The sequence below is a fragment of the Halobacterium bonnevillei genome, assembly GCF_009831555.1.
GTDB classification, from domain to species: Archaea; Halobacteriota; Halobacteria; order Halobacteriales; family Halobacteriaceae; genus Halobacterium; species Halobacterium bonnevillei.
Genome location: NZ_WUUU01000041.1, coordinates 1 through 20,589, shown reverse-complemented (window position 1 = coordinate 20,589; position 20,589 = coordinate 1). Strand labels below are relative to the sequence as shown.

General features: G+C 68.5%; 19 protein-coding genes and 2 pseudogenes. 11 read left to right on the top strand and 10 right to left on the bottom strand.

The window, feature by feature from the left end; translation table 11 throughout:
- Window positions 1-89 precede the first annotated feature (89 nt).
- Together GRX66_RS07275 and GRX66_RS07270 are read right to left on the bottom strand one after the other, a co-directional pair.
- Window positions 90-1,352, bottom strand: a complete 1,263-nt coding sequence (locus GRX66_RS07275) for an ArgE/DapE family deacylase (protein ID WP_159525961.1) — start codon at window positions 1,350-1,352, stop codon at window positions 90-92.
- Between the two features lies 1 nt (window position 1,353).
- Window positions 1,354-1,527, bottom strand: a complete 174-nt coding sequence (locus tag GRX66_RS07270) for a hypothetical protein (protein ID WP_159525960.1) — start codon at window positions 1,525-1,527, stop codon at window positions 1,354-1,356.
- Between the two features lie 534 nt (window positions 1,528-2,061).
- Here GRX66_RS07270 and GRX66_RS07265 point away from each other — a divergent pair.
- Window positions 2,062-3,684 carry an ABC transporter substrate-binding protein gene (locus GRX66_RS07265; RefSeq protein WP_159525959.1) on the top strand — a complete coding sequence of 541 codons (1,623 nt, stop codon included), beginning with the start codon at window positions 2,062-2,064 and terminating at the stop codon, window positions 3,682-3,684.
- Window positions 3,685-3,918: 234 nt separating this feature from the next.
- Here the strand turns inward: GRX66_RS07265 and GRX66_RS20280 are convergent, their stop codons facing one another.
- The 5 genes from GRX66_RS20280 to thpR all read right to left on the bottom strand — a co-directional run bounded on the left by GRX66_RS20280 (window position 3,919) and on the right by thpR (window position 8,752).
- On the bottom strand, window positions 3,919-5,283 hold the full coding sequence (locus tag GRX66_RS20280) for an ABC transporter ATP-binding protein (protein WP_267903065.1): 1,365 nt from the start codon (window positions 5,281-5,283) through the stop codon (window positions 3,919-3,921).
- A complete protein-coding gene (locus tag GRX66_RS20275) occupies window positions 5,186-6,040 on the bottom strand; it encodes an ABC transporter ATP-binding protein (RefSeq protein WP_267903063.1) in 855 nt (284 codons plus the stop codon). Before GRX66_RS20275 ends, GRX66_RS20280 begins: the two co-directional genes overlap by 98 nt.
- 1 nt (window position 6,041) lies before the next feature.
- Entirely contained in the window at window positions 6,042-6,938 is an 897-nt protein-coding gene (locus tag GRX66_RS19865; protein WP_201292951.1) for an ABC transporter permease, read from the bottom strand.
- A complete protein-coding gene (locus GRX66_RS07245) occupies window positions 6,935-7,882 on the bottom strand; it encodes an ABC transporter permease (RefSeq protein WP_159525958.1) in 948 nt (315 codons plus the stop codon). Before GRX66_RS07245 ends, GRX66_RS19865 begins: the two co-directional genes overlap by 4 nt.
- A 312-nt stretch (window positions 7,883-8,194) precedes the next feature.
- The gene (gene thpR / locus GRX66_RS07240; protein ID WP_159525957.1) at window positions 8,195-8,752 is read right to left on the bottom strand and encodes an RNA 2',3'-cyclic phosphodiesterase; all 558 of its coding nucleotides are present in this window, start codon (window positions 8,750-8,752) and stop codon (window positions 8,195-8,197) included.
- Between the two features lie 54 nt (window positions 8,753-8,806).
- Here thpR and GRX66_RS07235 point away from each other — a divergent pair, with 54 nt between their 5' ends.
- From GRX66_RS07235 to GRX66_RS07215, 5 genes are all read left to right on the top strand, one after another.
- Window positions 8,807-9,568 carry a tetratricopeptide repeat protein gene (locus GRX66_RS07235; protein WP_159525956.1) on the top strand — a complete coding sequence of 254 codons (762 nt, stop codon included), beginning with the start codon at window positions 8,807-8,809 and terminating at the stop codon, window positions 9,566-9,568.
- A complete protein-coding gene (locus GRX66_RS07230; RefSeq protein WP_159525955.1) occupies window positions 9,565-9,855 on the top strand; it encodes a DUF424 domain-containing protein in 291 nt (96 codons plus the stop codon). The genes GRX66_RS07235 and GRX66_RS07230 overlap by 4 nt, the downstream gene beginning before the upstream one ends.
- Window positions 9,856-10,003: 148 nt before the next feature.
- Window positions 10,004-11,248: a cysteine desulfurase gene (locus GRX66_RS07225; RefSeq protein WP_159525954.1), complete on the top strand. Its 1,245-nt coding sequence runs from the start codon at window positions 10,004-10,006 to the stop codon at window positions 11,246-11,248.
- A 66-nt stretch (window positions 11,249-11,314) separates the two neighbouring features.
- Complete coding sequence (sufU, locus tag GRX66_RS07220) at window positions 11,315-11,740, top strand: Fe-S cluster assembly sulfur transfer protein SufU (RefSeq protein ID WP_159525953.1); 426 nt, start codon at window positions 11,315-11,317, stop codon at window positions 11,738-11,740.
- 45 nt (window positions 11,741-11,785) lie between these two features.
- The gene (locus tag GRX66_RS07215) at window positions 11,786-12,511 is read left to right on the top strand and encodes a hypothetical protein (RefSeq protein ID WP_159525952.1); all 726 of its coding nucleotides are present in this window, start codon (window positions 11,786-11,788) and stop codon (window positions 12,509-12,511) included.
- Between the two features lie 134 nt (window positions 12,512-12,645).
- Here the strand turns inward: GRX66_RS07215 and radA are convergent, their stop codons facing one another.
- Complete coding sequence (gene radA, locus GRX66_RS07210; protein WP_159525951.1) at window positions 12,646-13,677, bottom strand: DNA repair and recombination protein RadA; 1,032 nt, start codon at window positions 13,675-13,677, stop codon at window positions 12,646-12,648.
- A 104-nt stretch (window positions 13,678-13,781) separates the two neighbouring features.
- Here radA and GRX66_RS07205 point away from each other — a divergent pair, with 104 nt between their 5' ends.
- The 3 genes and pseudogenes from GRX66_RS07205 (at window position 13,782) to GRX66_RS07195 (ending at window position 16,883) form a co-directional block, all read left to right on the top strand.
- On the top strand, window positions 13,782-14,519 hold the full coding sequence (locus GRX66_RS07205) for a hypothetical protein (RefSeq protein WP_159525950.1): 738 nt from the start codon (window positions 13,782-13,784) through the stop codon (window positions 14,517-14,519).
- A gap of 105 nt (window positions 14,520-14,624) precedes the next feature.
- Complete coding sequence (locus GRX66_RS07200) at window positions 14,625-15,779, top strand: 60S ribosomal export protein NMD3 (protein ID WP_159525949.1); 1,155 nt, start codon at window positions 14,625-14,627, stop codon at window positions 15,777-15,779.
- A gap of 3 nt (window positions 15,780-15,782) precedes the next feature.
- Window positions 15,783-16,883: pseudogene (locus GRX66_RS07195) on the top strand (class I SAM-dependent methyltransferase).
- Between the two features lie 202 nt (window positions 16,884-17,085).
- On the opposite strand, the gene GRX66_RS07190 reads toward GRX66_RS07195, so the two are convergent.
- Both GRX66_RS07190 and GRX66_RS07185 read right to left on the bottom strand, forming a co-directional pair.
- A complete protein-coding gene (locus GRX66_RS07190) occupies window positions 17,086-18,909 on the bottom strand; it encodes an ATP-dependent DNA helicase (RefSeq protein WP_325063995.1) in 1,824 nt (607 codons plus the stop codon).
- Between the two features lie 82 nt (window positions 18,910-18,991).
- Window positions 18,992-19,192, bottom strand: a complete 201-nt coding sequence (locus GRX66_RS07185; RefSeq protein ID WP_159525948.1) for a DUF7561 family protein — start codon at window positions 19,190-19,192, stop codon at window positions 18,992-18,994.
- A 60-nt stretch (window positions 19,193-19,252) separates the two neighbouring features.
- On the opposite strand from GRX66_RS07185, the pseudogene GRX66_RS20750 reads away from it, so the two are divergent.
- Both GRX66_RS20750 and GRX66_RS07175 read left to right on the top strand, forming a co-directional pair.
- A pseudogene (locus GRX66_RS20750) lies at window positions 19,253-20,127 on the top strand (YkgJ family cysteine cluster protein).
- A 100-nt stretch (window positions 20,128-20,227) separates the two neighbouring features.
- Window positions 20,228-20,589 (top strand): NAD(P)H-binding protein (locus GRX66_RS07175; RefSeq protein ID WP_159525947.1); only part of this gene is annotated, 362 nt, incomplete at its 3' end.

The following is a 20,589-nucleotide window of genomic DNA, read 5'->3' as shown; positions in this document are numbered from 1 at the left end:
GCCCGTGATTGCGACGTTCGCGGTCGCGTCGCTGGTGTCCGGGTCGGTGTCGCGGGCGCGAGCGACGACCGTCTCGGGGTCGGGGAGGCTCACTCGGCCACCCCCAGGAGGTCGGCCGTCGACGCGGCCATCACCTTCGCCGCGGTCACGACCTCCTCGACGGGCACGTACTCGTCGACGACGTGCGCCTGGTCGAGCAGCCCCGGCCCGTAGACGATGCACTCCTCGATGCCGGCGTCGTTCACGACGAACCGCTGGTCGTCCGACCCCGGCGAGACGACGGGCGTGGTGTCGTCGTAGAACTCCAGGATGTTCGCCGTGAACGCCTCGGCGACCGCGGCGTCCTCGGGGACGACCGCGGGTTCGGCGAACATGATCTCCTCGTACTCGAACGCCTGGCCGGTCGCCGCCTCGGCGTCGTCCATCAGTTCGCGAATCTCCGTCCGAGCGTCGTCGGCGCTCTCGCCGGGCACGAGCACGCGGTAGAAGGTCGCCCGGCACCGGTCGGGGACGACGTTCTCGGAGTACCCGGCGTCGATCATCGTCGCGGAGATGTCCGCGCGCTGGGACTCCGGTGGCGTGACCGGGAGGTCGGTCGGCCGCGCGTGCAGGTCGGATTCGTACTCGTGGACGCGTCCGAGGAAGTCGTGCATCGCGGTGACCGCGTTCTCGCCGTCGTGTGCCATGCAGCCGTGGGCTTTCTCGCCGTGCGCGGTCACGTGGAACTTCAGGACGCCGCGGTGGCCCAGGCAGATGCGCGAGGAGTCGAAACACTCCGTGTACACGCAGTAGTCGGTGTTCTCCGGGGAGACGTAGCCTTCGTCGACCAGGTACCCCAGCCCCGTGAAGCCGCCAGTCTCCTCGTCGACGGTCATGCTCTGGGTGACAGACCCCGGGACGTCGACGCCGGCGGCTTCGAGCGCGTCGACAGCGAAGAGGCTCGCGGCGATGCCCGACTTCATGTCGCTGGCGCCGCGGCCGTAGATGCGGCCGTCCTCGACGACGGGGTCGAATGGGTCGTACGTCCAGTCCTCGCCCGCCGGCACCACGTCGAAGTGACCCGTGAAGTGGACGTCGGGCCCGGGTTCGTCGCCGCGCTTCCGTCCGAGGACGTTGACGCGCTCGTGGTCCGTGCGGTCCGGGTAGTGTTCCGCGACGACGGATTCGGGGACGTCGACCGTCTCGACGTCGTACCCGCGTTCGGTCATCGCGTCCGCGAGGAACTCGGCGCCCGCCCGGTAGTTCCGTCCGGGCGGGTTCTCGGTGTCCAGGGCGATGAACTCCTCGAGGAATGCCACCATGTCGTCCGTTCGCGCGTCGACCTCCTCGTAGATGTCGGCTTTCGAAACCATCTCAACGAACCCGTTCGTCGCGGGCGCGGCGTTCCGTTCCGGTCGCGCTCACGAGGACGTGGTGTGTAGTTTCAGTCGAAGCGGTGGCGCCGTGACGGGTCGCGGCGCGGTCGCCGTGGCGTTCCGTCCCGGTGCGGCCGTCAGTTCCCGCCGTCGTCCTGTTGGCAATTCCCATGGGAACTGCTTGGGGCACTTCGCTATCAAACTGTCGCCGGGGCGTCCGGATTCGTTCAACGATACGTGACCGACGATGAACGTCATTCGGACGGACGAGTGGTACCGACCCTCGGTGCGTGGTGTTTACGCGCGCCGTCGCAAGAACCCACACCGACGGCACGACACCGGGAATCAGGGCCCTTGGGCGCGTATGGCGGCGTCGCTGTGCCATTGGCCGTGGCGGCCGCGGAACGTCGACTTCGGGACGCGGCGGCCGCGAGACGTCGACGCGGGGACGGCGAGGCGTCGACTCCGGGAGTCGCTCGCGTTCACCCACGGGGGCTCTGTCCGCTCTGGACGCGGTCGCCGGGAAAAGCGCTGCCGTAGGCGTTCGAGTACGAATCTACGGAAGGCCCGGTGCGCGGTCCCGATGCACCGCGAATCAGTCGAGTCCTCCCCTTGCACTCTCCTGGCTTGAATTTTGTTTCCCCATAGCCGATATCAATTGGATAAAGATTTATCTCCCCACTCCGCTATGTTGACAACTGTTCACATGACACGGAACGACGACCCGGACTGGCTAACCCCGACGCGACGACGGGTCCTCGCCGGCCTCGGCACTGGCGCAGCAGCGTCGTTCGCTGGCTGTACCGGTGGCGACTCCGACGATGGGACCACCGACGACTCGGACGACAACAACGGTGGCAGCGGCGATACCACCACGGAGGCCGGCGACACCGGCAACGGCGGCGACCCCTCCACCGTCGCAATCGGCATCACGAACGGCGGCTGGGACCTCATCCCCGCACGCGACACCGACTTCGACTCGAACAAGGTGTACACGCTCATCTACGACAACGTCGTCAACCTGAACTCGGACGGCCAAGTCGTCCCCGACCTCGCGAAAGACTGGACGCGCGAGTCCGACACCCAGTTCGTCTTCGACCTGGAGGAGGACGTGACGTTCCACAACGGCGAGGACTTCACCGCCGAGAACGTCCGCTACACCTACCAGTGGATCCAGGAGAACGAGAACCCGCGGAAGAACTACGTCGCGGCCGTCGAGGACGTCGTCGTGGAGAACGACACCACGGTCCGCTTCGACCTCTCGGAGCCGTACGCGCCGCTGCTCTACAAGATCCACGCCGTCATGTGGCCGCTGTCCGAGGCGGCCTTCGAGGAGCACGGCGACCAGTACAACCAGAACCCGGTCGGTACCGGCCCATTCGAGTTGACGTCGTGGTCCTCGGGCGACAAGGCGGTCCTGGAGGCGTACGACGACTACTGGAAGGACGACCAGCCGAACATCGACCGCATCGAGTTCCGCATCCTGCCCGAGGACTCCTCGAAGGTCTCACAGCTGGAGACGGGGAGCATCGACCTCCTCGACCGGATGCCGCCGCAGTTCACGGGCCGCATCGAGAACTCCGGCACCGCGCGAGTCATCACGAAGCCCGGGGTCAGCTCCGGCCGCATCGACTTCAACACGGACGTCGAACCGCTCGGCGACCGCGACGTCCGGCGCGCGATCGCGTGGGCGCTGGACAAAGAACAGATCACGCAGACCGTCCTGCAGGGGTACGGGAACCCCGCGAAGTCGGTTCTCCCGGACTCGTACCCGCAGTACAACGATTCGATCTCGGACTTCAATCACCCGAGCGGCGACCCGAGCCAGGCCGAACAGCTGCTCGCGGACGCCGGCTACTCGGACCTGTCCCTCCAGATCAAGACGTCGACCAGTTCGCGACACAAACGGACGGCGACGCTCGTCCAGAGCATGCTGGACAACGTCGGCATCTCCACGGAGATCCAGTCCCTCGAGGGGAACACGTTCTTCTCCCAGGAGACCAGCGGCGACTACGAGATCGCGGTGTCGAACTGGACCTGGTACGGTGACCCGGACACGCTGCTGTACCTCTATCACTCCGAGGGGTTGAACGTCTGGAACATCAGCAACTCCGAACTGGACGGCCTGCTCGAGGAGCAGCGCCGCGCCGTCGACCCCGATGCGCGCCAGGACCTCATGGACGAGATCCAGCGCATCGTCTACGAGGAGGCGTACTCGGTGTACACCTACTACCCGCAGCGCATCCAGGGCATCTCGACGGACATCGAGGGCTACGAGCAGTACGCCAACGGGTCGTTCCGCTCGCTGGACGGCGCGAGCGTCAACTAACGGCCTCGCCTCGTTCGCCCTCGCCTCGTTCGCCCTCGCCACGTATCACGCGCTGTCGAGGCTATTCGACTCGTCTCGACGCGTTTTCCGCCCTGTCAGAAATAGTCGCCTCACCGCGGAGATTCGACTCCGGCAGTTCTCTCAGCTGGGCTGTGTCTCGCAGACGACGCCGAGCACATCCCACAGCGACGCGGGCACTCCCACCACTGCCGCGAGTCCGCCGTCGCTCCGGCGCTACTCGTCGGTGGCTGACTGGCCGCGAGCGCTCGCCGAACGTCCGCCGTCTGGCGTCACTGGCTCGTCCTCGCCGGCGCTGCCCGCGTCGCCCGGCAGGTCGCCGCCACCCGGTGTCGCGTCCGGAGCGGCGCCGCGCGTCGCATCGTGGTGCAGGAGACACGCGACCCTGCCGGCGTCGTCCGCCACGAGGCGCGGGTCGTAGTCTTCGCACTCGGGCATCGCGTCCGGGCACCGGGACGCGAAGTTGCAGCCGTCGGGCGGCCGCTTCGGGTCGGGAATCTCGCCCTCGAGGACGATGCGGTCGGCGTCGACCCGGGGGTCCGGGTTCGGGACCGCGCTCAACAGCGCCTCCGTGTAGGGGTGTCGCGGCGCGTCGAACAGCGTCTCGGCCTCGGCCACCTCGACGATCCGACCGAGGTACATGACCGCGACGCGGTCGGCGACGTGCCGGATGACCGAGAGGTCGTGGCTGATGAACACCATCGACAGCCCGTGCTCCTGTTTGATGTCCTCCAGCAGGTCCAGGAGCTGGCCCTGGACGCTGACGTCCAGGGCGCTCGTCGGTTCGTCGGCGACGATGACGTCGGGGTCGACGGCGAGCGCGCGCGCGACGCCGACGCGCTGCTTCTGCCCGCCCGAGAGCTGGTGGGGGTAGTCGTGCCTGTTCTCCTCGTCGAGGCCCACCTCGGTCAGCAGTTCGCAGACGCGCTCCTCGACGTCGGCGCCCTCGTCGTGCTTCCGGATGGCGTGGCCGAGTATCGTGCCGATTCGCTGGCGTGGATTCAGCGACGAGTTCGGGTCCTGGAACACGAACTGGATGCGCCCGCGGAGCTCCTGTTCGGGGACGTCGGCCAGCGGCCGGCCGTCGAACCGGATCTCGCCGTCCGTCCGGTCGGTCAACTCCAGGAGGAGGCGTCCGAGCGTGGTCTTCCCCGACCCGGACTCGCCGACGAGCCCCAGCGTCTCGCCAGCCGCCAGCGACACGTCGACGCCGTCGACGGCCTGCACCGGCGGGTCGCCGCCCGGCAGGAGGCGGTCGACCAGCGAGTCCGAGGAGCTGAACTCCTTCCGGAGGTCGTCCGCTTCGACGATGGGCGACGCCGCCTCCGGGCGCACGCGGTCGTGGCGCCGCTCCTGGGGTATCGGCTCGAGCACGCCCACGTCGTCGGTTCGAACGCAGGCGACGTCCCGCCCGTCTACGGGGTTCAGTGGCGGGTCGTCGGTCCGGCACGCCTCGGTGGCGTGGGGACACCGCGGCGCGAAGTTACAGCCCGCCGGGGCGCTCGCCCGGTTCGGGGACGTTGCCCGGCAACAGCGCCGGCTCGACGTCCGCGATGCGCGGAGTCGACCGGAGCAGTCCAGCGGTGTACGGGTGCCGCGGCTCGACGAACACGTCCATCACGTCGCCGCGCTCGACGATGCGGCCCGCGTACATCACGGCGACGCGGTCGCAGGTCTCCGCGACCACGCCGAGGTCGTGGGTGATCTGGACGAGGCTCATCTCGCGCTCCTCGACGAGGTCCTCGAGCAACTCCAGAATCTGCGCTTCGATGGTCACGTCGACGGCCGTCGTCGGCTCGTCCGCGATGAGCACGTCCGGGTCGCACGAGATGGCGATGGCGATGAGGACGCGCTGGCGCTGGCCGCCCGAGAGCTCGTGGGGATAGGTGTCGATGACGGACTCGGGGTCCGGGATGCGGACCCGGTCGAGCAACTCGATGGCCTGCTCGCGGGCCCGGGCTTTCGACACGTCCTGGTGTTCGAGGATGGTCTCCGTGATCTGGGTGCCGACGGTGAGCACGGGCGTCAGCGACGACATCGGGTCCTGGAAGATCATCGCGATCTCGGTGCCGCGGACGCCGGTCAGCTCGCGCTCCGAGAGGGTCGTCAGTTCCCGGCCGTTGAGTCGGACGGACCCGGCCTCGATGCGGCCGTTGTCGTCCAGGAGCCGCATCACGGTGCGCGCGGTGACGCTCTTCCCGGACCCGCTCTCGCCGACGATGCCGAGTTTCTCGCCGGGCGCGAGGTCGAAGCTGACGTCCTCGACGGCGCGGATGCTGCCGTGGGTCGTCGCGAACTCCGTCGTGAGTCCGTCGACTGTTAGTAGTGGGTCGTGCATGTCAGAACCTCCGTTCCCCGCTCTCTCTGGGGTCCAGTGCGTCGCGCAGGCCGTCGCCGACGAGATTGAATCCGAGCACCGTCACGAAGATGGCGGCTCCCGGGAACATCGAAATCCAGGGCGCGGTCGTCAGGTAGCCGCTGCCGGTCGAAACCATCTGCCCCCACGTCGGCGTCGGTGGCTGGACGCCCAGGCCGAGGAAGGACAGCGAGGCTTCCGCGATGATGGCGAACGCCATCAGCAGGGACGCCTGCACGAGCAGCGGCGAGACGCAGTTCGGGAGCACTTCCCGCAGGACGATGTGCGGGGTGGAGTACCCCATGCCCCTGGCCGCGTCGACGTACTCCTCGTTCGAGACGCTGAGCGCGGTGCTGCGCGCGATGCGCGCGAACTGCGGCACGTAGACGATGCCGAGCGCGATGATGACGTTCGTGAGGTTGAACCCGAGCGCCGCGACCAGCCCGATGGCGAGCACGAGCGCCGGGAACCCCAGCAGCACGTCGACCAGCCGCATCACGACGGTTTCGACGTAGCCGCCGGCGTACCCCGCGACGACGCCGAGCGGCGACCCGATGACCGCCGCGACGATCACGGCCGTGAGCGCGACCTGCACGGAGACTTTCGCGCCGTAGAGCGTGCGCGAGAACACGTCGCGCCCGAGGGTGTCGGTGCCGAACGGGTGGGCGAGACTCGGCCCCTGGAGCGGCATGAACTTCGGTTCGAACGGGCTGTAGTGGAGGGTCGTGATGAGTTCGTTCCCGAGGTACGCGTCGTCGACGTACGCGAGAATCCCGACGACCGTGACGACGGAGACGACGACGAGTCCGGCGACGGCGAGTTTGTGCGACCGGAACCCCCGCCACGTTCGGGCGACGCCCGTGGAGCGTTCGGTGCTCACGACGCGCTCACCCGCGGGTCGAGGTAGGAGTACGCGATGTCCACGAGCAGGTTCACCAGCACGAACATCGTCGCGACGACGAGCACGGTCCCCTGGACGGTCGGGTAGTCCTGCTGGCGGACGGCCGCCCAGATGAGGCGGCCCATGCCCGGCCACGCGAACACCTGCTCGACGACGACCGTCGCGGACAGCAGGTAGCCGAACTGCAGGCCCGCCACCGTGATGACGGGGAGCAGCGCCTGCTTGAGGGCGTGACGGGTGAACACCTTCCTGGAGGACAGCCCCTTGGATTTGGCCATCTTGACGTACTCCTGGTTGAGGTTGTCCAGCATCGAGGAGCGGGTCTGTCTCGCGAGCAGCGCTGCGAACGCCGTCCCGACGGTCACCGCTGGCAGGATGACGTGCTTGACCGCGTTCACCGGGTCCTGGAGCGGGTCGACGTAGTTCCCCGGCGGGAGGATGCTGTAGGTGCGGGCGAACAGGAGGATGAGGATGAGCCCGAGCCAGAAGTTCGGGATCGAGAGCCCCGTGAGCGCGCCGACGGTGACGCTGTAGTCGCTTTTCGACCCCTTCCGCACGGCGCTCAGGATGCCCGCGGGGATGGCGATGATGGTGGCGATGACCATCGACGCGAACGCGAGGAACAGCGTCGCGGGGAGGCGACTCGCGATGAGCGCGGCGACGGAGCGTTCCCGCGTGATGGACTGTCCGAAGTCGCCCTGAACCACGTCGCCGAGCCAGTTGAAGTACTGGACGTACAGCGGTTCGTTGAGGCCGTAGGCGGCGCGGAGTTCCGCGACGTTCTCGTCGGTCGCTTCGATACCCAGCATGTTCACGATGGGGTCCCCGGGCGCCGAGTGGATGATGTAGAACACGACGACGGAGACGCCCAGCAGGACGGGAATCGTCTGCAGTAGTCGGATGGCGACGTACCGGTGTCTCATGGTCCGGTCACGCGCCCCGTGGGATGGCGCGCTGTCGCCCGGAAATTAGTGCCACGTTCACGTCCGGCAAATACGCGCGCCGTCTCATAAATCTTCGGTGCCGATTGTTCTGGCTCTGTCGCAGTGCGTTGGAGAATATCTCTACTGAGTTAGTAGCTCTCCAATCAGGTTCGATAATTCTTCCTCCTCGTAAATAATAACCACGAAGGGGCTCGCGGTGCGAGTGCGCGGATTTGGCAGGAGTCCGAGTGACGTGGCCGTTGCCCCGGCTGGGTCGTCGACCGGACGCCATCGACGGGCACGCGACCGGGCTCACAGTTCGACCGCGTGAACCGTCTCGTACTCGGGCCCCGCCCGGGAGAGCACGCTCTCGGTCAGACGGACCTCCGTGACCCGCATCGTCCCGACGTCCGGGTGGCGGTTCCGCACGACGTCCTGGACGCGGTCCTTCCCGCCGGCGTGGTTCATCCGGGCGAGCGTGACGTGCGGCGTGAAGTCGTGGTCCGCCGGGTCGAAGCCGTGCTCCTCGACGAACTCGCCCTCGATTGCCTCGTGCAGGCGGGCGAGTTCCACGCTGCCGTCGCCGACGCCAAGCCACACTACGGAGATGTAGTCCAGCCTCGGGAACACGCCGAGGCCGCCGAGTTCGGCGTCGAACGGGGCGACGCCTGCGGCGCCGACGGCCGCCTCGAGGGCGTCGACGAGTTCGCCCTCGCGGTCGCCATCCACGTCGCCGAGGAATTTCAGCGTCACGTGGGCCTGGGCGGGGTCGACGAAGTCCAGGCCGGAGGCGTCCGCCAACTCGGCCTGCAGCGCCGCCACGTCCTCGGCGAGCGCCTCGGGGAGGTCGACGCTCACGAACAGCCGCATACCGGTCGTTCGCGGTGCGTTGCCCTTAACCTCTCGGCCACGCTATCGTGGCGTATGACTGACCGAGAGGAGCCCGACCCGGCTCCGGACCCGGACGACCACGACTTCTCCGAGGGGCAGGGCTTCGACGAACCCTACGAGGGGTTCGACTTCGACCCGCCCGAACTGGACGTGGACACGGACGAGGTCGACCCCGTCGACTCGCGCGTCATCGCGGACACGCTCGACGAGCGCACCCTCAACGACGAGGACGTCGACGCCGACGACCTGGTCGACGTCGGCCTCAGCTACATGGGCATCAAGCGCTACGACCAGGCCGCCGACGCGTTCGAGCGCGCCGCCCGGTTCACCGACGACGACGACCTCGAACAGGAGGCGTGGGTGAACAAGGGCATCGCGCACGGCCAACTCGAGGAGTGGGACGAGGCCGTCGGGTCGCACCGCGAGGCGCTGTTCGTCGCGGAGGACGGCGACTTCGAGGCCGCAGCCCACACGAACCTCGCGTACGCCCTCTGGGAGTTCGGCGAGGACGAGGAAGCCTACTACCACGCCGAGAAGGCCGTACGGAGCGACGAGCGCCTCCCGCAGGCGTGGTACAACCTCGGGTTCATCGAGAACGAGCGCGAGCGCCCCGAGCAGGCGCTGGACGCGCTGGACAACGCGGTCCGCCTGGGGTTCCAGCAGGCCGACGTCTACGAGGAGAAGCAGCGCGCGCTCGAATCGCTGGGCCGCGAGGAGGAGGCCGCGAAGGTCGCCGAACAGGCCGAGGAAATCCGGGAGTCCCAGGAACGCGACCTCGTCGAACGCGAGCGATGATCCTCACGGAACGACACACCGACCGCGGTCTGCTCGTGACGGTCTGCGACCCCGAGGTGCTCGGCGAGACGTTCGAGACCGACGACGTGGAGTTCACCGTCAACGAGGAGTTCTACGGCGGCGACCGCGTCGAGGTCGAAGCCGTCCGGGAGTCGCTGGCGCGCGCGAACGTCGCGAACCTCGTGGGCGTCGAGGTCGTCGACCTCGCCATCGAGGAGGGGTACGTCGAGGAGGGCAACGTCCTGGACCTCGACGGCACGCTGCACGCGCAGTTCATGCGGCTCTAACGGCCCCACGTTTCCCAGCGACGTCCCTGCTCATCTCGACTCGTTCGCGAACACTGCACGTAACTGGTTCCGGGTTCCTGCGTCCGCGTTACCGGCAGTTCTCCCTGCACCGAAGAACAGTAGTGGCCACGCACCCTACGAATGCGCAATGGAAGCCACCGAGCAGGAACCCCTCGACGTCGAGTCCATCCGGGCGGACTTCCCGATTCTCGACCGCGAGGTCGGGGACGGCGCGCCGCTGGTCTACCTCGACAACGCGGCGACGACGCAGACGCCCGAGCAGGTCATCGACGTGTTCTCCGAGTACTACCGGGGGTACAACGCGAACGTCCACCGCGGCATCCACCAACTGAGCCAGGAAGCCTCCATCGCCTACGAGGAGGCCCACGACCGGCTCGCGGAGTTCATCGGCGCGGACGGCCGCGAGGAAGTCGTCTTCACGAAGAACACCACGGAGTCCATCAACCTCGTGGCGTACGCGTGGGGCCTCAACGAACTCGGGGAGGGCGACGCGGTCGTGCTCTCGGAGATGGAGCACCACTCGTCGTTCGTCACCTGGCAGCAGATCGCCGAGCGCACGGGCGCGGAGGTGCGCTACATCCGCGTCGACGACGACGGCTACCTCGACATGGACCACGCCGCGGAACTCATCGACGAGGACGCGGCGATGGTGTCGGTCGTGCACGCGTCGAACGTTCTCGGCACCGTCACGCCGATGCGGGAGCTCGCTGACCTCGCCCACGACAACGACGCCCTCATCCTGGGTGACGGCGCGCAGTCGGTGCCGAACCGGCCCGTCGACGTCACGGACCTCGACGTGGACTTCTACGTGTTCTCCGGGCACAAGATGGCCGGCCCGACCGGCATCGGTTGCCTCTACGGCAAACAGGAGGTCCTCGAGGACATGGAGCCGTTCCTCTACGGCGGCGACATGATCCGGCGCGTCACGTTCGAGGAGACCACGTGGAACGACCTGCCGTGGAAGTACGAGGCCGGCACGCCGCTCATCGCGCAGGGCATCGGCCTCGCGGCGGCCGCCGACTACCTCGACGACGTCGGTATGGACGCCATCCAGGCCCACGAGGAACGCCTCACCGAGTACGCCTACGAGCGCCTCGACGAGTTCGACGACGTCGAAATCTACGGCCCGCCCGCCGACGACCGCGGCGCCGTCGTCGCGTTCAACGTCGACGGCATCCACGCCCACGACCTGGCGTCCATCCTGAACGACCACGGCGTCGCCATCCGCGCCGGCGACCACTGCACGCAGCCCCTCCACCAGAAACTCGACATCGCCGCGTCCGTGCGCGCGTCGTTCTACTTCTACAACACCATGGCGGAAGTCGACGCGCTCGTCGACTCGCTGGACGCCGCCCGCGACATCTTCGGCTGACCGGGCGCCCCGCTGGACCCGTCCCGCGGAACGCTTTTACGCCGTTCTGCCTTACCGAGAGCCAAGATGAGTATGGGCTCGGACATGTACCGGCAGCAGATTCTCGACCACTACCGCAACCCCCGGAACAACGGCGAACTCGGGGACGCGACGTTCAGCCACGAGGGCTACAACCCCTCGTGTGGCGACGAACTCGAGTTCGACGTCAAACTGGAGGGCGACGGCGAGACCATCGAGCGGGTTGCGTTCCGCGGCGACGGCTGCGCCATCAGCCAGGCGTCGGCGAGCATGCTCAGCCAGAAGCTCCCGGGGATGACGCTTGCGGAAGTCAAGGAACTGGACCGCGACGACGTCCTCGACATGCTCGGCGTGGAGGTCACGCCGATGCGCATCAAGTGCGCGGTGCTCTCCGAGAAGGTCGTCCAGGACGGCGCGAAAATCTACGAGGGCGAGGCGGACGTCGACCAGACGTCCACGGAAGACGACGACTGACGGCCGGGCCAAGCTTTTTGTCGAAGAACGAGAATTTTCGCGGCGATGCCCTCCAGCAAGCTCCCCGCAGTAGCCCTGGCAGTCCTCGTCGTGCTCGCCGGCTGTTCGATGCTTCCCGGCGGCGGTGGCGGCGACGACCCCGGTACGACTGACGGCCCGGGCTACCACGAACTGTCGTTCTACTCGCACACCGACGGCGCCGCCTACAACGGGACGCTCACCGTGCGGAAGGACGGAGAAACGGTGTACGAGGTCGACGTCGGCGACGCCGGCGACGGCTTCTTCGCGAACGCGACCTTCGAAGAGCCGGGGCCGTACACGGTCGTCGTGAACACGTCGCTGCCGGAGACCGGCGGCGGCACGATGCACGAAGAGCTCTCCGTAGCCGGCGACCTCGGAAACGCGACGGTGCTCACGATGAACTACCAGGGCGTCCGCGAGACGCGCTACGCCATGCGCGGTGACGCCGACGGCGCGCTCTACCTCCAGGACCGATTGCCCGAACCCGTGGAGATTCCGGTTCGCGTCGCGCACGACGGGGAGACGGTCATCGACCGGGTGGCGGAGATCGACTCGGACGACGCCGTCGAGGTGACCGGCCTCCGCGGGCCCGGCGTCTATCGCGTCGAAGCGAAGGGCCACAACAACGAGTGGACGAACGAGACCATCGTCGTCACCCGGCCGGGCGCGAAGATCGCGATCTACTCGCGGCTGTCGGCGGAAATCGTCGTCATCGGGCCGGACGAACAGGTGCCGGCCGAACCGCCGTAGCGTCACGCTCGAGCGACTGCGGTCGCAGTGGCACCTCCGCGTTGGGGGGTCGCCGTCGCGGGGCTACCGGGTCGCGGCGATTCGTGGTCCAGGACAGCCCCCAGAATCGAGCGCCGGGCCGAGCGTACCCCGGTTTACTCGGGCTTGAGCCCTTCTCCTTCGACGCGCATGACGGCTTCGCCGTCCGCGAGGTTCGGGGCGTCCACGAGCTTCACGATGCGCTTGTTCTGCTTGGACTTCTTGAGGTACATCCGGAACGTGGACTTGTGGCCGAGGATGTTCCCGCCGATGGGCTTCGTGGGGTCACCGAAGAAGGAGTCCGGGTTAGACTGCACCTGATTGGTGACGACCACGGCGGCGTTGTAGAGGTTCCCGACCTTGTCGAGGTCGTGGAGGTGTTTGTTGAGTTTCTGCTGGCGGTCCGCGAGCTCGCCGCGGCCGACGTACTCCGCGCGGAAGTGCGCGGTCAGCGAGTCCACGACCAGCAGGCGGACGGGGTAGTCGTCGTCCTCGTACTCGGAGGCGATCTCCTGGGCTTTCTCCGCGAGCAGCATCTGGTGGTTGGAGTTGAACCCCTTCGCGACGTGGATCTTGTCGAGGACGTCCTCGACGAGCGCCTCCATCGCGTCCTCGTCGTCCGGCGACCCCTCGATGTCGCGGTCCGCCATCGCCGCCTCCAGCTTGTCGTCTTCCAGTCCACGCACCATGTCGTCGATGCGCTCCGGGCGGAACGTGTCCTCGGAGTCGATGAAGATGGCGCGCCCGTGGAGGCCGCCGTTCTCCTTCGGGAGCTGGACGGTCACCGCGAGCTGGTGGGTGACCTGGGACTTGCCGGCGCCGAACTCGCCGTACACCTCCGTGATGGACTGGGTCTCGACGCCACCGCCCAGCATCTCGTCGATGTCGGGGACGTTCCACGTGAGCTTCCCGATCTGTTCGCGGCGTTCGAGAACCGTCGCGCCGGTCTCGAAGCCGCCGACGTCGGCGGCCTCGCGTGCGCCCTGGATCACGTCCGCGGCCGTGCTGTCGCCGATGTCCGCGGTGTTGGACAGCTCACCGGCGGACGCGACGGCGATGCTCTGGAACGATTCGAATCCGTTCTCTCGGAGTTTCTCTGCGGTCGCGGGGCCGACACCGGGGAGTTCCTCGAGGTCTGCTTCGGGCATGTATCCCGACCTTGTCCCCACCACCGTATAAAGACTCGTAAACACCGTAGTGAAAGTGAAACTGGCCAAAATTTCATGGGGGTCAATCACACACAGCGCACTGTATGCCCTCCAGCAAGCTCCTCGCAGTCGCCCTCGCAGCACTGCTGATCCTCGCGGGGTGTTCGGCGCTCCCCGGAGCCGGTGATACTGACGGCGACCAGGGTACGACTGTCGAACCGGTCGACCACGACGAACTCGTGTTCATCTCGCACACGGACGGCGACCCCTTCGAGGCTGCGATCAGCGTCGAACGGGGCGGCGAACCCGTCTTCGAGACGACGCTCGAGGCGGACGGCAACGGCACCTACCGGAACCTCACGACCATCAGCGGCGACGAGTCCTACACCGTGACCGTGAACACGACCATCCGGGGCGCCAGCGGGAACCGCACCGAGCAGTTCACCGTCGACGAACCGACCGGGAACGCCACCGCGGTCCGCGCGAAGTCCCTCGGCATCTATCACGAGTCCTTCCCGTTACCGCGGCGCTCCCTGGAGCACCCCCTGGGCGCGTACTCGTACGGGATGTCCGGGGGCGACCCGACGGACCTCGACGTCCGCGTCTGGTACCGGGGCGAACGCATCGCGACGGCCACCGAATCCGTTCCCGGAGACGAACTCACGCGCGTCGTCGACCTCGAACAGACCGGCGCGTACCTTGTCGAGGTTCGCGGGTCGGACGGCGACTGGACGTCCCGCCCCCTGGTCGTACTGGAACCCGACCAGCACATCCGCGTCGAACTGACGACCGACGGCCGCATCGAGAGCGTGCACGTCCAGCGGGCGTTCGGGTGGAACTAACTCCTCGGTGCTGGCCTCCGCGACGGCCGGCCGCGATACCGCCCCCCGATTCCACGGTCGTCCCGCGACGAGTGACTTAACAGGCCACGCGGCCTACGCCGGTGTATGACTGAGGCAGGCACCTTCTGTCCGCGCTGCGGCGACCCCGTGGACGCCGACGCGCCCGGAGTCGACGACAGCGACAGCGCCGGTGCGGGCCAGCAGACCTCGGAGGCGCCTGCTGGTGTCACGCGCCGCGAGCGCTCGCTGTGTGACGCCTGCTACTTCGAGGACTTCGAGTTCGTGGACGCGCCCGAGCGCATCGAAGTGATGGTGTGTGCGCGCTGCGGCGCGGTCCACCGCGGGAACCGCTGGGTGGACGTCGACGCCGACGACTACACGGACGTCGCCATCGAGGAGACCACCGAGGCGCTGGCCGTCCACGTCGAGGCCGAGGACGTCGAGTGGCAGGTCCGCCCGGAGCAGGTCGACCCGAACACCATCCGGATGCACAGCCAGTTCTCCGGCGTCGTCCGCGGCGAACTCAGGACGGAGGAGGTGACGGTGCCCGTGAAGGTGAGCCGCCAGACCTGCAAGCGGTGTGGCCGCATCGCAGGGGACTCGTTCGCGTCCATCGTCCAGGTGCGTGCCGTCGGCCGCGACCCGACCAGCGAGGAGACCGACCGTGCGCGCGAACTCGCGGACCAGATTGTCGCCGACATGGAGGACACGGGCGACCGGAACGCGTTCGTCACGGACGTCTCGCCGGCCGAGTCCGGCATCGACCTCAAACTCTCCACGAACAAGATCGGGCTGAAGCTCGCGCGCAAACTCGTCGAGGAGTTCGGCGGCAGCTTCGAGGACCACGAGAAACTCGTCACCGAGGACGAGGACGGCAACGAAGTGTACCGCGTGACGTACGCCGTTCGCCTCCCGGAGTTCACGTCCGGCGATGTCATCGAGCTCGCGGGCGACGACGGCGGCCCCGTGCTCGTGCGGTCGGTCCACGGCAACCTCAAGGGCGTCCGCGTCACGACGGGTGAACCCTACGAGGCCAGCTACGAGGACGGCGACGCGCCGGACGCCCGGAAACTCGGCACCCGGGACGACGCCACCGACGCCACCGTCGTCACCGTGGAGGACGACAACGCCGTCCAGATCCTGGACCCCGAGACGTACGAGTCCACGACCGTTCCCCGGCCGGACTACCTCGACGCCGACGCCAGCACCGTCCCCGCGTTCAAGTCGCGGGCCGGCCTCCACGTGCTCCCGGAGGCCTGAGGGATGCCGGAAGGGGCGGATGCCGACCGCGAAAGGGACCTCGCAATCGTCGTTCCGAAACCCGTTTCTGAAGCCCGAATCGACGCGCTCGAAGCTGAGGGCGTCTACGACGACGCGCGGAAGATCCGCGAGCACGACGCCGACACACTCGAACTCCCCGTCACCGAACGGCCCGTGGAGACTCACTTCGGCCGACTCCTCGAGCAGTCCGACCCCGACCTGCGGGCGCCGGACCTCCAGGACCTGCTCCGCGAGCGCGGCTGGAGCGACGCCGACCGCGAGCGCGCGCCGTCCTCGTGGGCGGTCGTCGGAACCGTGATTCTCGCGGACTTCGCGGACTGCCCGCGTCCCGAGGAGGTCGGCGACGCGCTCCTCGCGCTCCACAGCGAGGCCGACACCGTCCTCGCGCGCGGCGGCATCGACGGCGAGCACCGTCAGCGACGTCTCCGTCGTCGCCGGCGAGGGCGACACCGAAACCGTCCACACCGAGCACGGAACGCGGTACGCGCTGGACCTCGCGCGAGTGATGTTCGCGCCCGGGAACAAGGCCGAACGCGCCCGCATGGGCCAGCAGGTGAGCGAAGACGAGCGCGTGCTGGACATGTTCGCCGGCATCGGCTACTTCGCGCTCCCGATGGCGCGAGCCGGCGCCGACGTCACGGCCGTCGAGAAGAACCCGGAGGCGTTCCGGTTCCTCGCGGAGAACGCCCAGCTGAACGACGTCAGCGACCGCCTCAGCTGTCTGCTCGGCGACTGCCGGGACGTCGACACGGAGGTCGACCGCGTCGTCATGGGCTACTACGACGCGCTCGGCGGCGCCCCGTCGACGAGGCCGAATCGGCGGACGGCGGCCCTGTGGACGACGCCGCGTCGGCCGAGGTCGGTCCGGGCTACCTCGACGCTGCCCTCGACAACCTCGTCCCCGGTGGCCTGCTGCACGTCCACAGCGCCGTCCCGGAGACGGAACTCTGGGAGCGCCCCGAATCGCGGCTCCGCGCCGGTTGCGAGCGAGCGGGTCGAACGGTCGAAATCGAGGACTGGCGGCGCGTGAAGTCCCACAGCGCGGGCGTCGACCACGTCGTCCTCGACGCCAGGGTCGAGTAGGCGACAGGCCTTTTGCGGGGCGCTACCTCGAATCCGGTATGGAGCGAGACCAGCTGTTGGCCCTGTTCCTCGTCGGACTGATGCTGTTCTCCGGGCTGGCGTACGCCGTCTCGTTCGTCTGACTGGGGCGAGTTTGTCGTGCGTCGCGAGTACTGATGCGCGGACGACTGCATCGCCGACGGCATCGCCGCCGACGCGTGACTCACTCCGCGTCCCAGACGTCCGCCACTGGACTGGTCTTCTCGCGGCGGCTGTCGGTTCGGCTGTCGTCGTCGCTACGATCGTTCGTAGACGGGTTCGAGGCGCTTTCGGACCCGCCAGACGGCGAACTCTCCGCGTGACCGCTGGTCGAGTTGTACGCAGGTTCGACCTGGTCGACGCCGCCGGTCGTGTCACCGAGCGCGGCGGCTGCGTCGACTTCGGGGAGGTCGGGAGTCGTCATCCGGTCGACCTGCTCCTCGAACCACGGCGGCATGTCCGTTCGCGCGCGGTCGAAGAGGTCGAGGATGCTGGCGTCCGCGACGTACGTCGCGCCGCGGTCGTCGGGCGCGCGGACCACCCGACCGCAGGCCTGGATGACGGTCCGGAGCGCGGTCCGGTAGTACCACGCCCACTGGCCGTCCGCGAGGCGCGCCGCGACCCGGGAGTCGTTCGTGTTCAGGAACGGCGCCTTGCACAGCACCTGCCAGCGCCCGAGGTCGTAGGCGAGGTCGAGGGCCTCCTCCATCTTCACGGAGACGAACACCTCCGGGTCGTCGCTGGCCTTCCAGCGCTCCAGTTCGGCGTCCCGGGTGTCCGAGTCGTGCGTTCGGACGCGGTCGCCGACGCCGTAGTCCTCGAGGTGGCCCGCGAGTTGCTCGGCGATGTCGTAGGAGTGGGCGTGGACGATGCCCTTCTCGTCGGGGTGGGCGGCCATCACGCGGACCACCGTCTCGGCGACCTTCGGCAGCGTCGTGTCGCGGTGCTCGTAGGTCATCTTCCCCTGCGTGACGTCGTACAGCGGGCGGTTCTCCACGGGGAACGTGTGCTCGACGTCCACGAGCGCGACGTTCGACGGGTCGAGGCCGACGCTCCGGCAGAACGCCTCCTTGTTCAGCATCGTCGCCGACAGCAGCGCGTGCCTGTTCGCGCGGTCCCAGACCGTGTGCTGGAGGTACCGCTCGGGGTCCATCGGCTTGATCGTCACCGACTGTTCGTCGGCGTCCACGACCCACGTCGTGCCGGACTCGGGGTCGTTGTAGTCCTCCACGAACCACTGCAGTTCGGAGATCAGCTCCTGGAGGCGGTCGCGGCGCCCGGCCTCCTCCGCCGTGAGTTCGTCCTGTCCGATGAGTTCGTCCTTGGCGCCCTCGCAGGTGCGCCGGAGGTGTTCGGCGAAGTCCACCGCGGCGTCGGCGTCGCCGTCCACGTCGGGGACGCGGACGTCCTCCCAGACGGGAACGGTGCGGTCGTTCAGGTCGATGGTCGCGTACATCTCAGCCCACTCCGCGAGCCCGTGGGCTTCGTCGATGACGCAGACGTCGCGCTTCCGGAACACCTCGCTGCCGGCGGTCCGCATGAAGTACGCCAGCGTCATCGCGGCGTGCTCGCGCGAGGACGCGATGGCGCGGTCCGAGAAGTACGGACACCGATGTTTCACGGCGCAGTCGTACCCGCGCTCGCGGGCGCAGGGCGCGCGGTCGACGGGCGTGTGCTCCTCCCCGGGGAGGATGCACGTGTAGTTGGACTTCCCGCGGATGAGCTTGAGGTCCTCCAGGAGGTCGTCCTCGGCGACGTCGTCTAGCTGGGAGACCTGCGGCGTGGTGTAGTACGCGCCCGTCGCCTCCACGGGGTCGGCGTCCTCGACCTGGCGCGCACAGCCCATGATGGCGCGCGCAATCAGGCTCTTCCCGCTGCCGGTGGGTGCGCGCACCAGGACCACGTCGTTGCCCGCCTCGAAAGCGGCCCTGACGTCCCGCAGCGCTTGCTCCTGTGCGCCCCGGTACTCCGGGGCGGGGAACTCCGCGTGGATGCGCTCGGGGTTCACTGTCCGATGGCAGGCGGGCCGCCGGGTTAACCCCACCGCTCGACGCCAGCCGTGGCCGGGAACCGACCCGCCGGATCCGCGCTCAGTCCCCGAGCGCGGCGACGTCGCCGGCGACCGGTTCGTCCGGGAGCGCGTCGATGCAGTCGAAACAGAGGAAGAACTCGGAGTCGTCGGCGAACTCGAGGGTCATCCCGCCCGTGCTCGCGGGGTTCAGCGTCCAGATGTCGCCGATGCCGCCCGCGATGCGGACGTCGTCACCACACCCCTCGCAGCGCTCACTCATGGCACTCCGTAGGGCGCGGGCAGGCAAACGCTTTCGGCTCTCGCGTCGAAGTCCCCACGCATGGAGGTCGACTGCGAGAACTGCGCGGGGTGTTGCGTGGACTGGCGGCCGCTGGCTGACGTCCCGGAGCACGAGCGCCGCGGCCCGCAGCGGCCGCTGGACGACACCTACAACCTCGTGCCGCTGACCCGCGAGGACGTCCGCGCGTTCCTCGATCACGGTCTCGCGGACGCGCTGACGCCGCGGCTCTGGGCGGCCCGAGACGGCTCGAGCGTCGACGTCGGCGGGCACGAGGTCGCCGCCATCAACGGGAAGCCCGCGTTCTTCGTCGGCATCCGGAAGACGCCGAAGCCTGTGGCCCCCTTCGACGGCGACCCCGCGTGGCTCCCGGCGTGTGCGTTCCTCGACCCGGAGACCCTCCAGTCGCCGCATCCACGACGCTGCGGTGTATCCCGCGGAGTGCGCCGAGTACCCCGGCCACAACCTCGCGCTCCGACGTGGACTCGGAGTGCGAGCGCGTCGAGCGCCACGTCGGCGGCGACCGCCTGCTCGACGACGAACCGCCCGAGGACCGCTCCGGCCTGCTGTTCGGCCCGCAGGCGGTCGGCGAGAAGGTGTTCGCGTACCCCGACCCCGGCGACCTCGAGGACGGCTTCATCGACCGGCTGGTCGCGGGCGACCTCACGGACGCGGACCGCGCGCGGTTCGTCGCCGTCGCTGCGGCGAGTGCGCCCGGCACGACTGCCGTCGAACCGACGAAACGCGAGCAGGCATACGAGACGGCACTCGACGTCGACTCCTGGACGGACGCCGCCATCGCCGAATGGGAGGCACGCGCCGAGAGCGACGACCCGGACCCCGACCTCGGCGAGCGCGTCGAAGCGGAGCGCGGTGCGCCATCGACTCCGGGCTGGGGCACACTGCGCTCTGAGTGAGTGCGAGCGGCCGACCGGACGGCGACGGGGGCACCCGCCACCTCCGCGTCGCTGCGGCGCCCCGACGTACACTTAACCGTCAGTCGCACCTACGGGGGGTATGCGCGTACTCGTCGCGGGGGCTACCGGGTTCGTCGGCAGCCACCTCGTCCCCGCACTCGTCGATGCCGGCCACGACGTCCGAGCGCTCGTCAGGGACGCGAGCAGCTACGACCCGCCCGACGGCGTCGCGGTCGCCGAGGGCGACTTGCTCGAGGACAGCTCGCTCGAGGGCGTCTTCGACGACGTCGAGGCCGCCTACTACCTCGTGCACTCGATGGGGACGGGCGGCGACTTCGCGGAGCGCGACCGCCGCGCCGCGAACAACTTCGCGGCTGCCGCCGACGCCGCCGGCGTCTCCAGGGCCGTCTACCTCGGCGGCCTCGGCGAGACGGGCGACGACCTCTCCCCGCACCTGCGTCC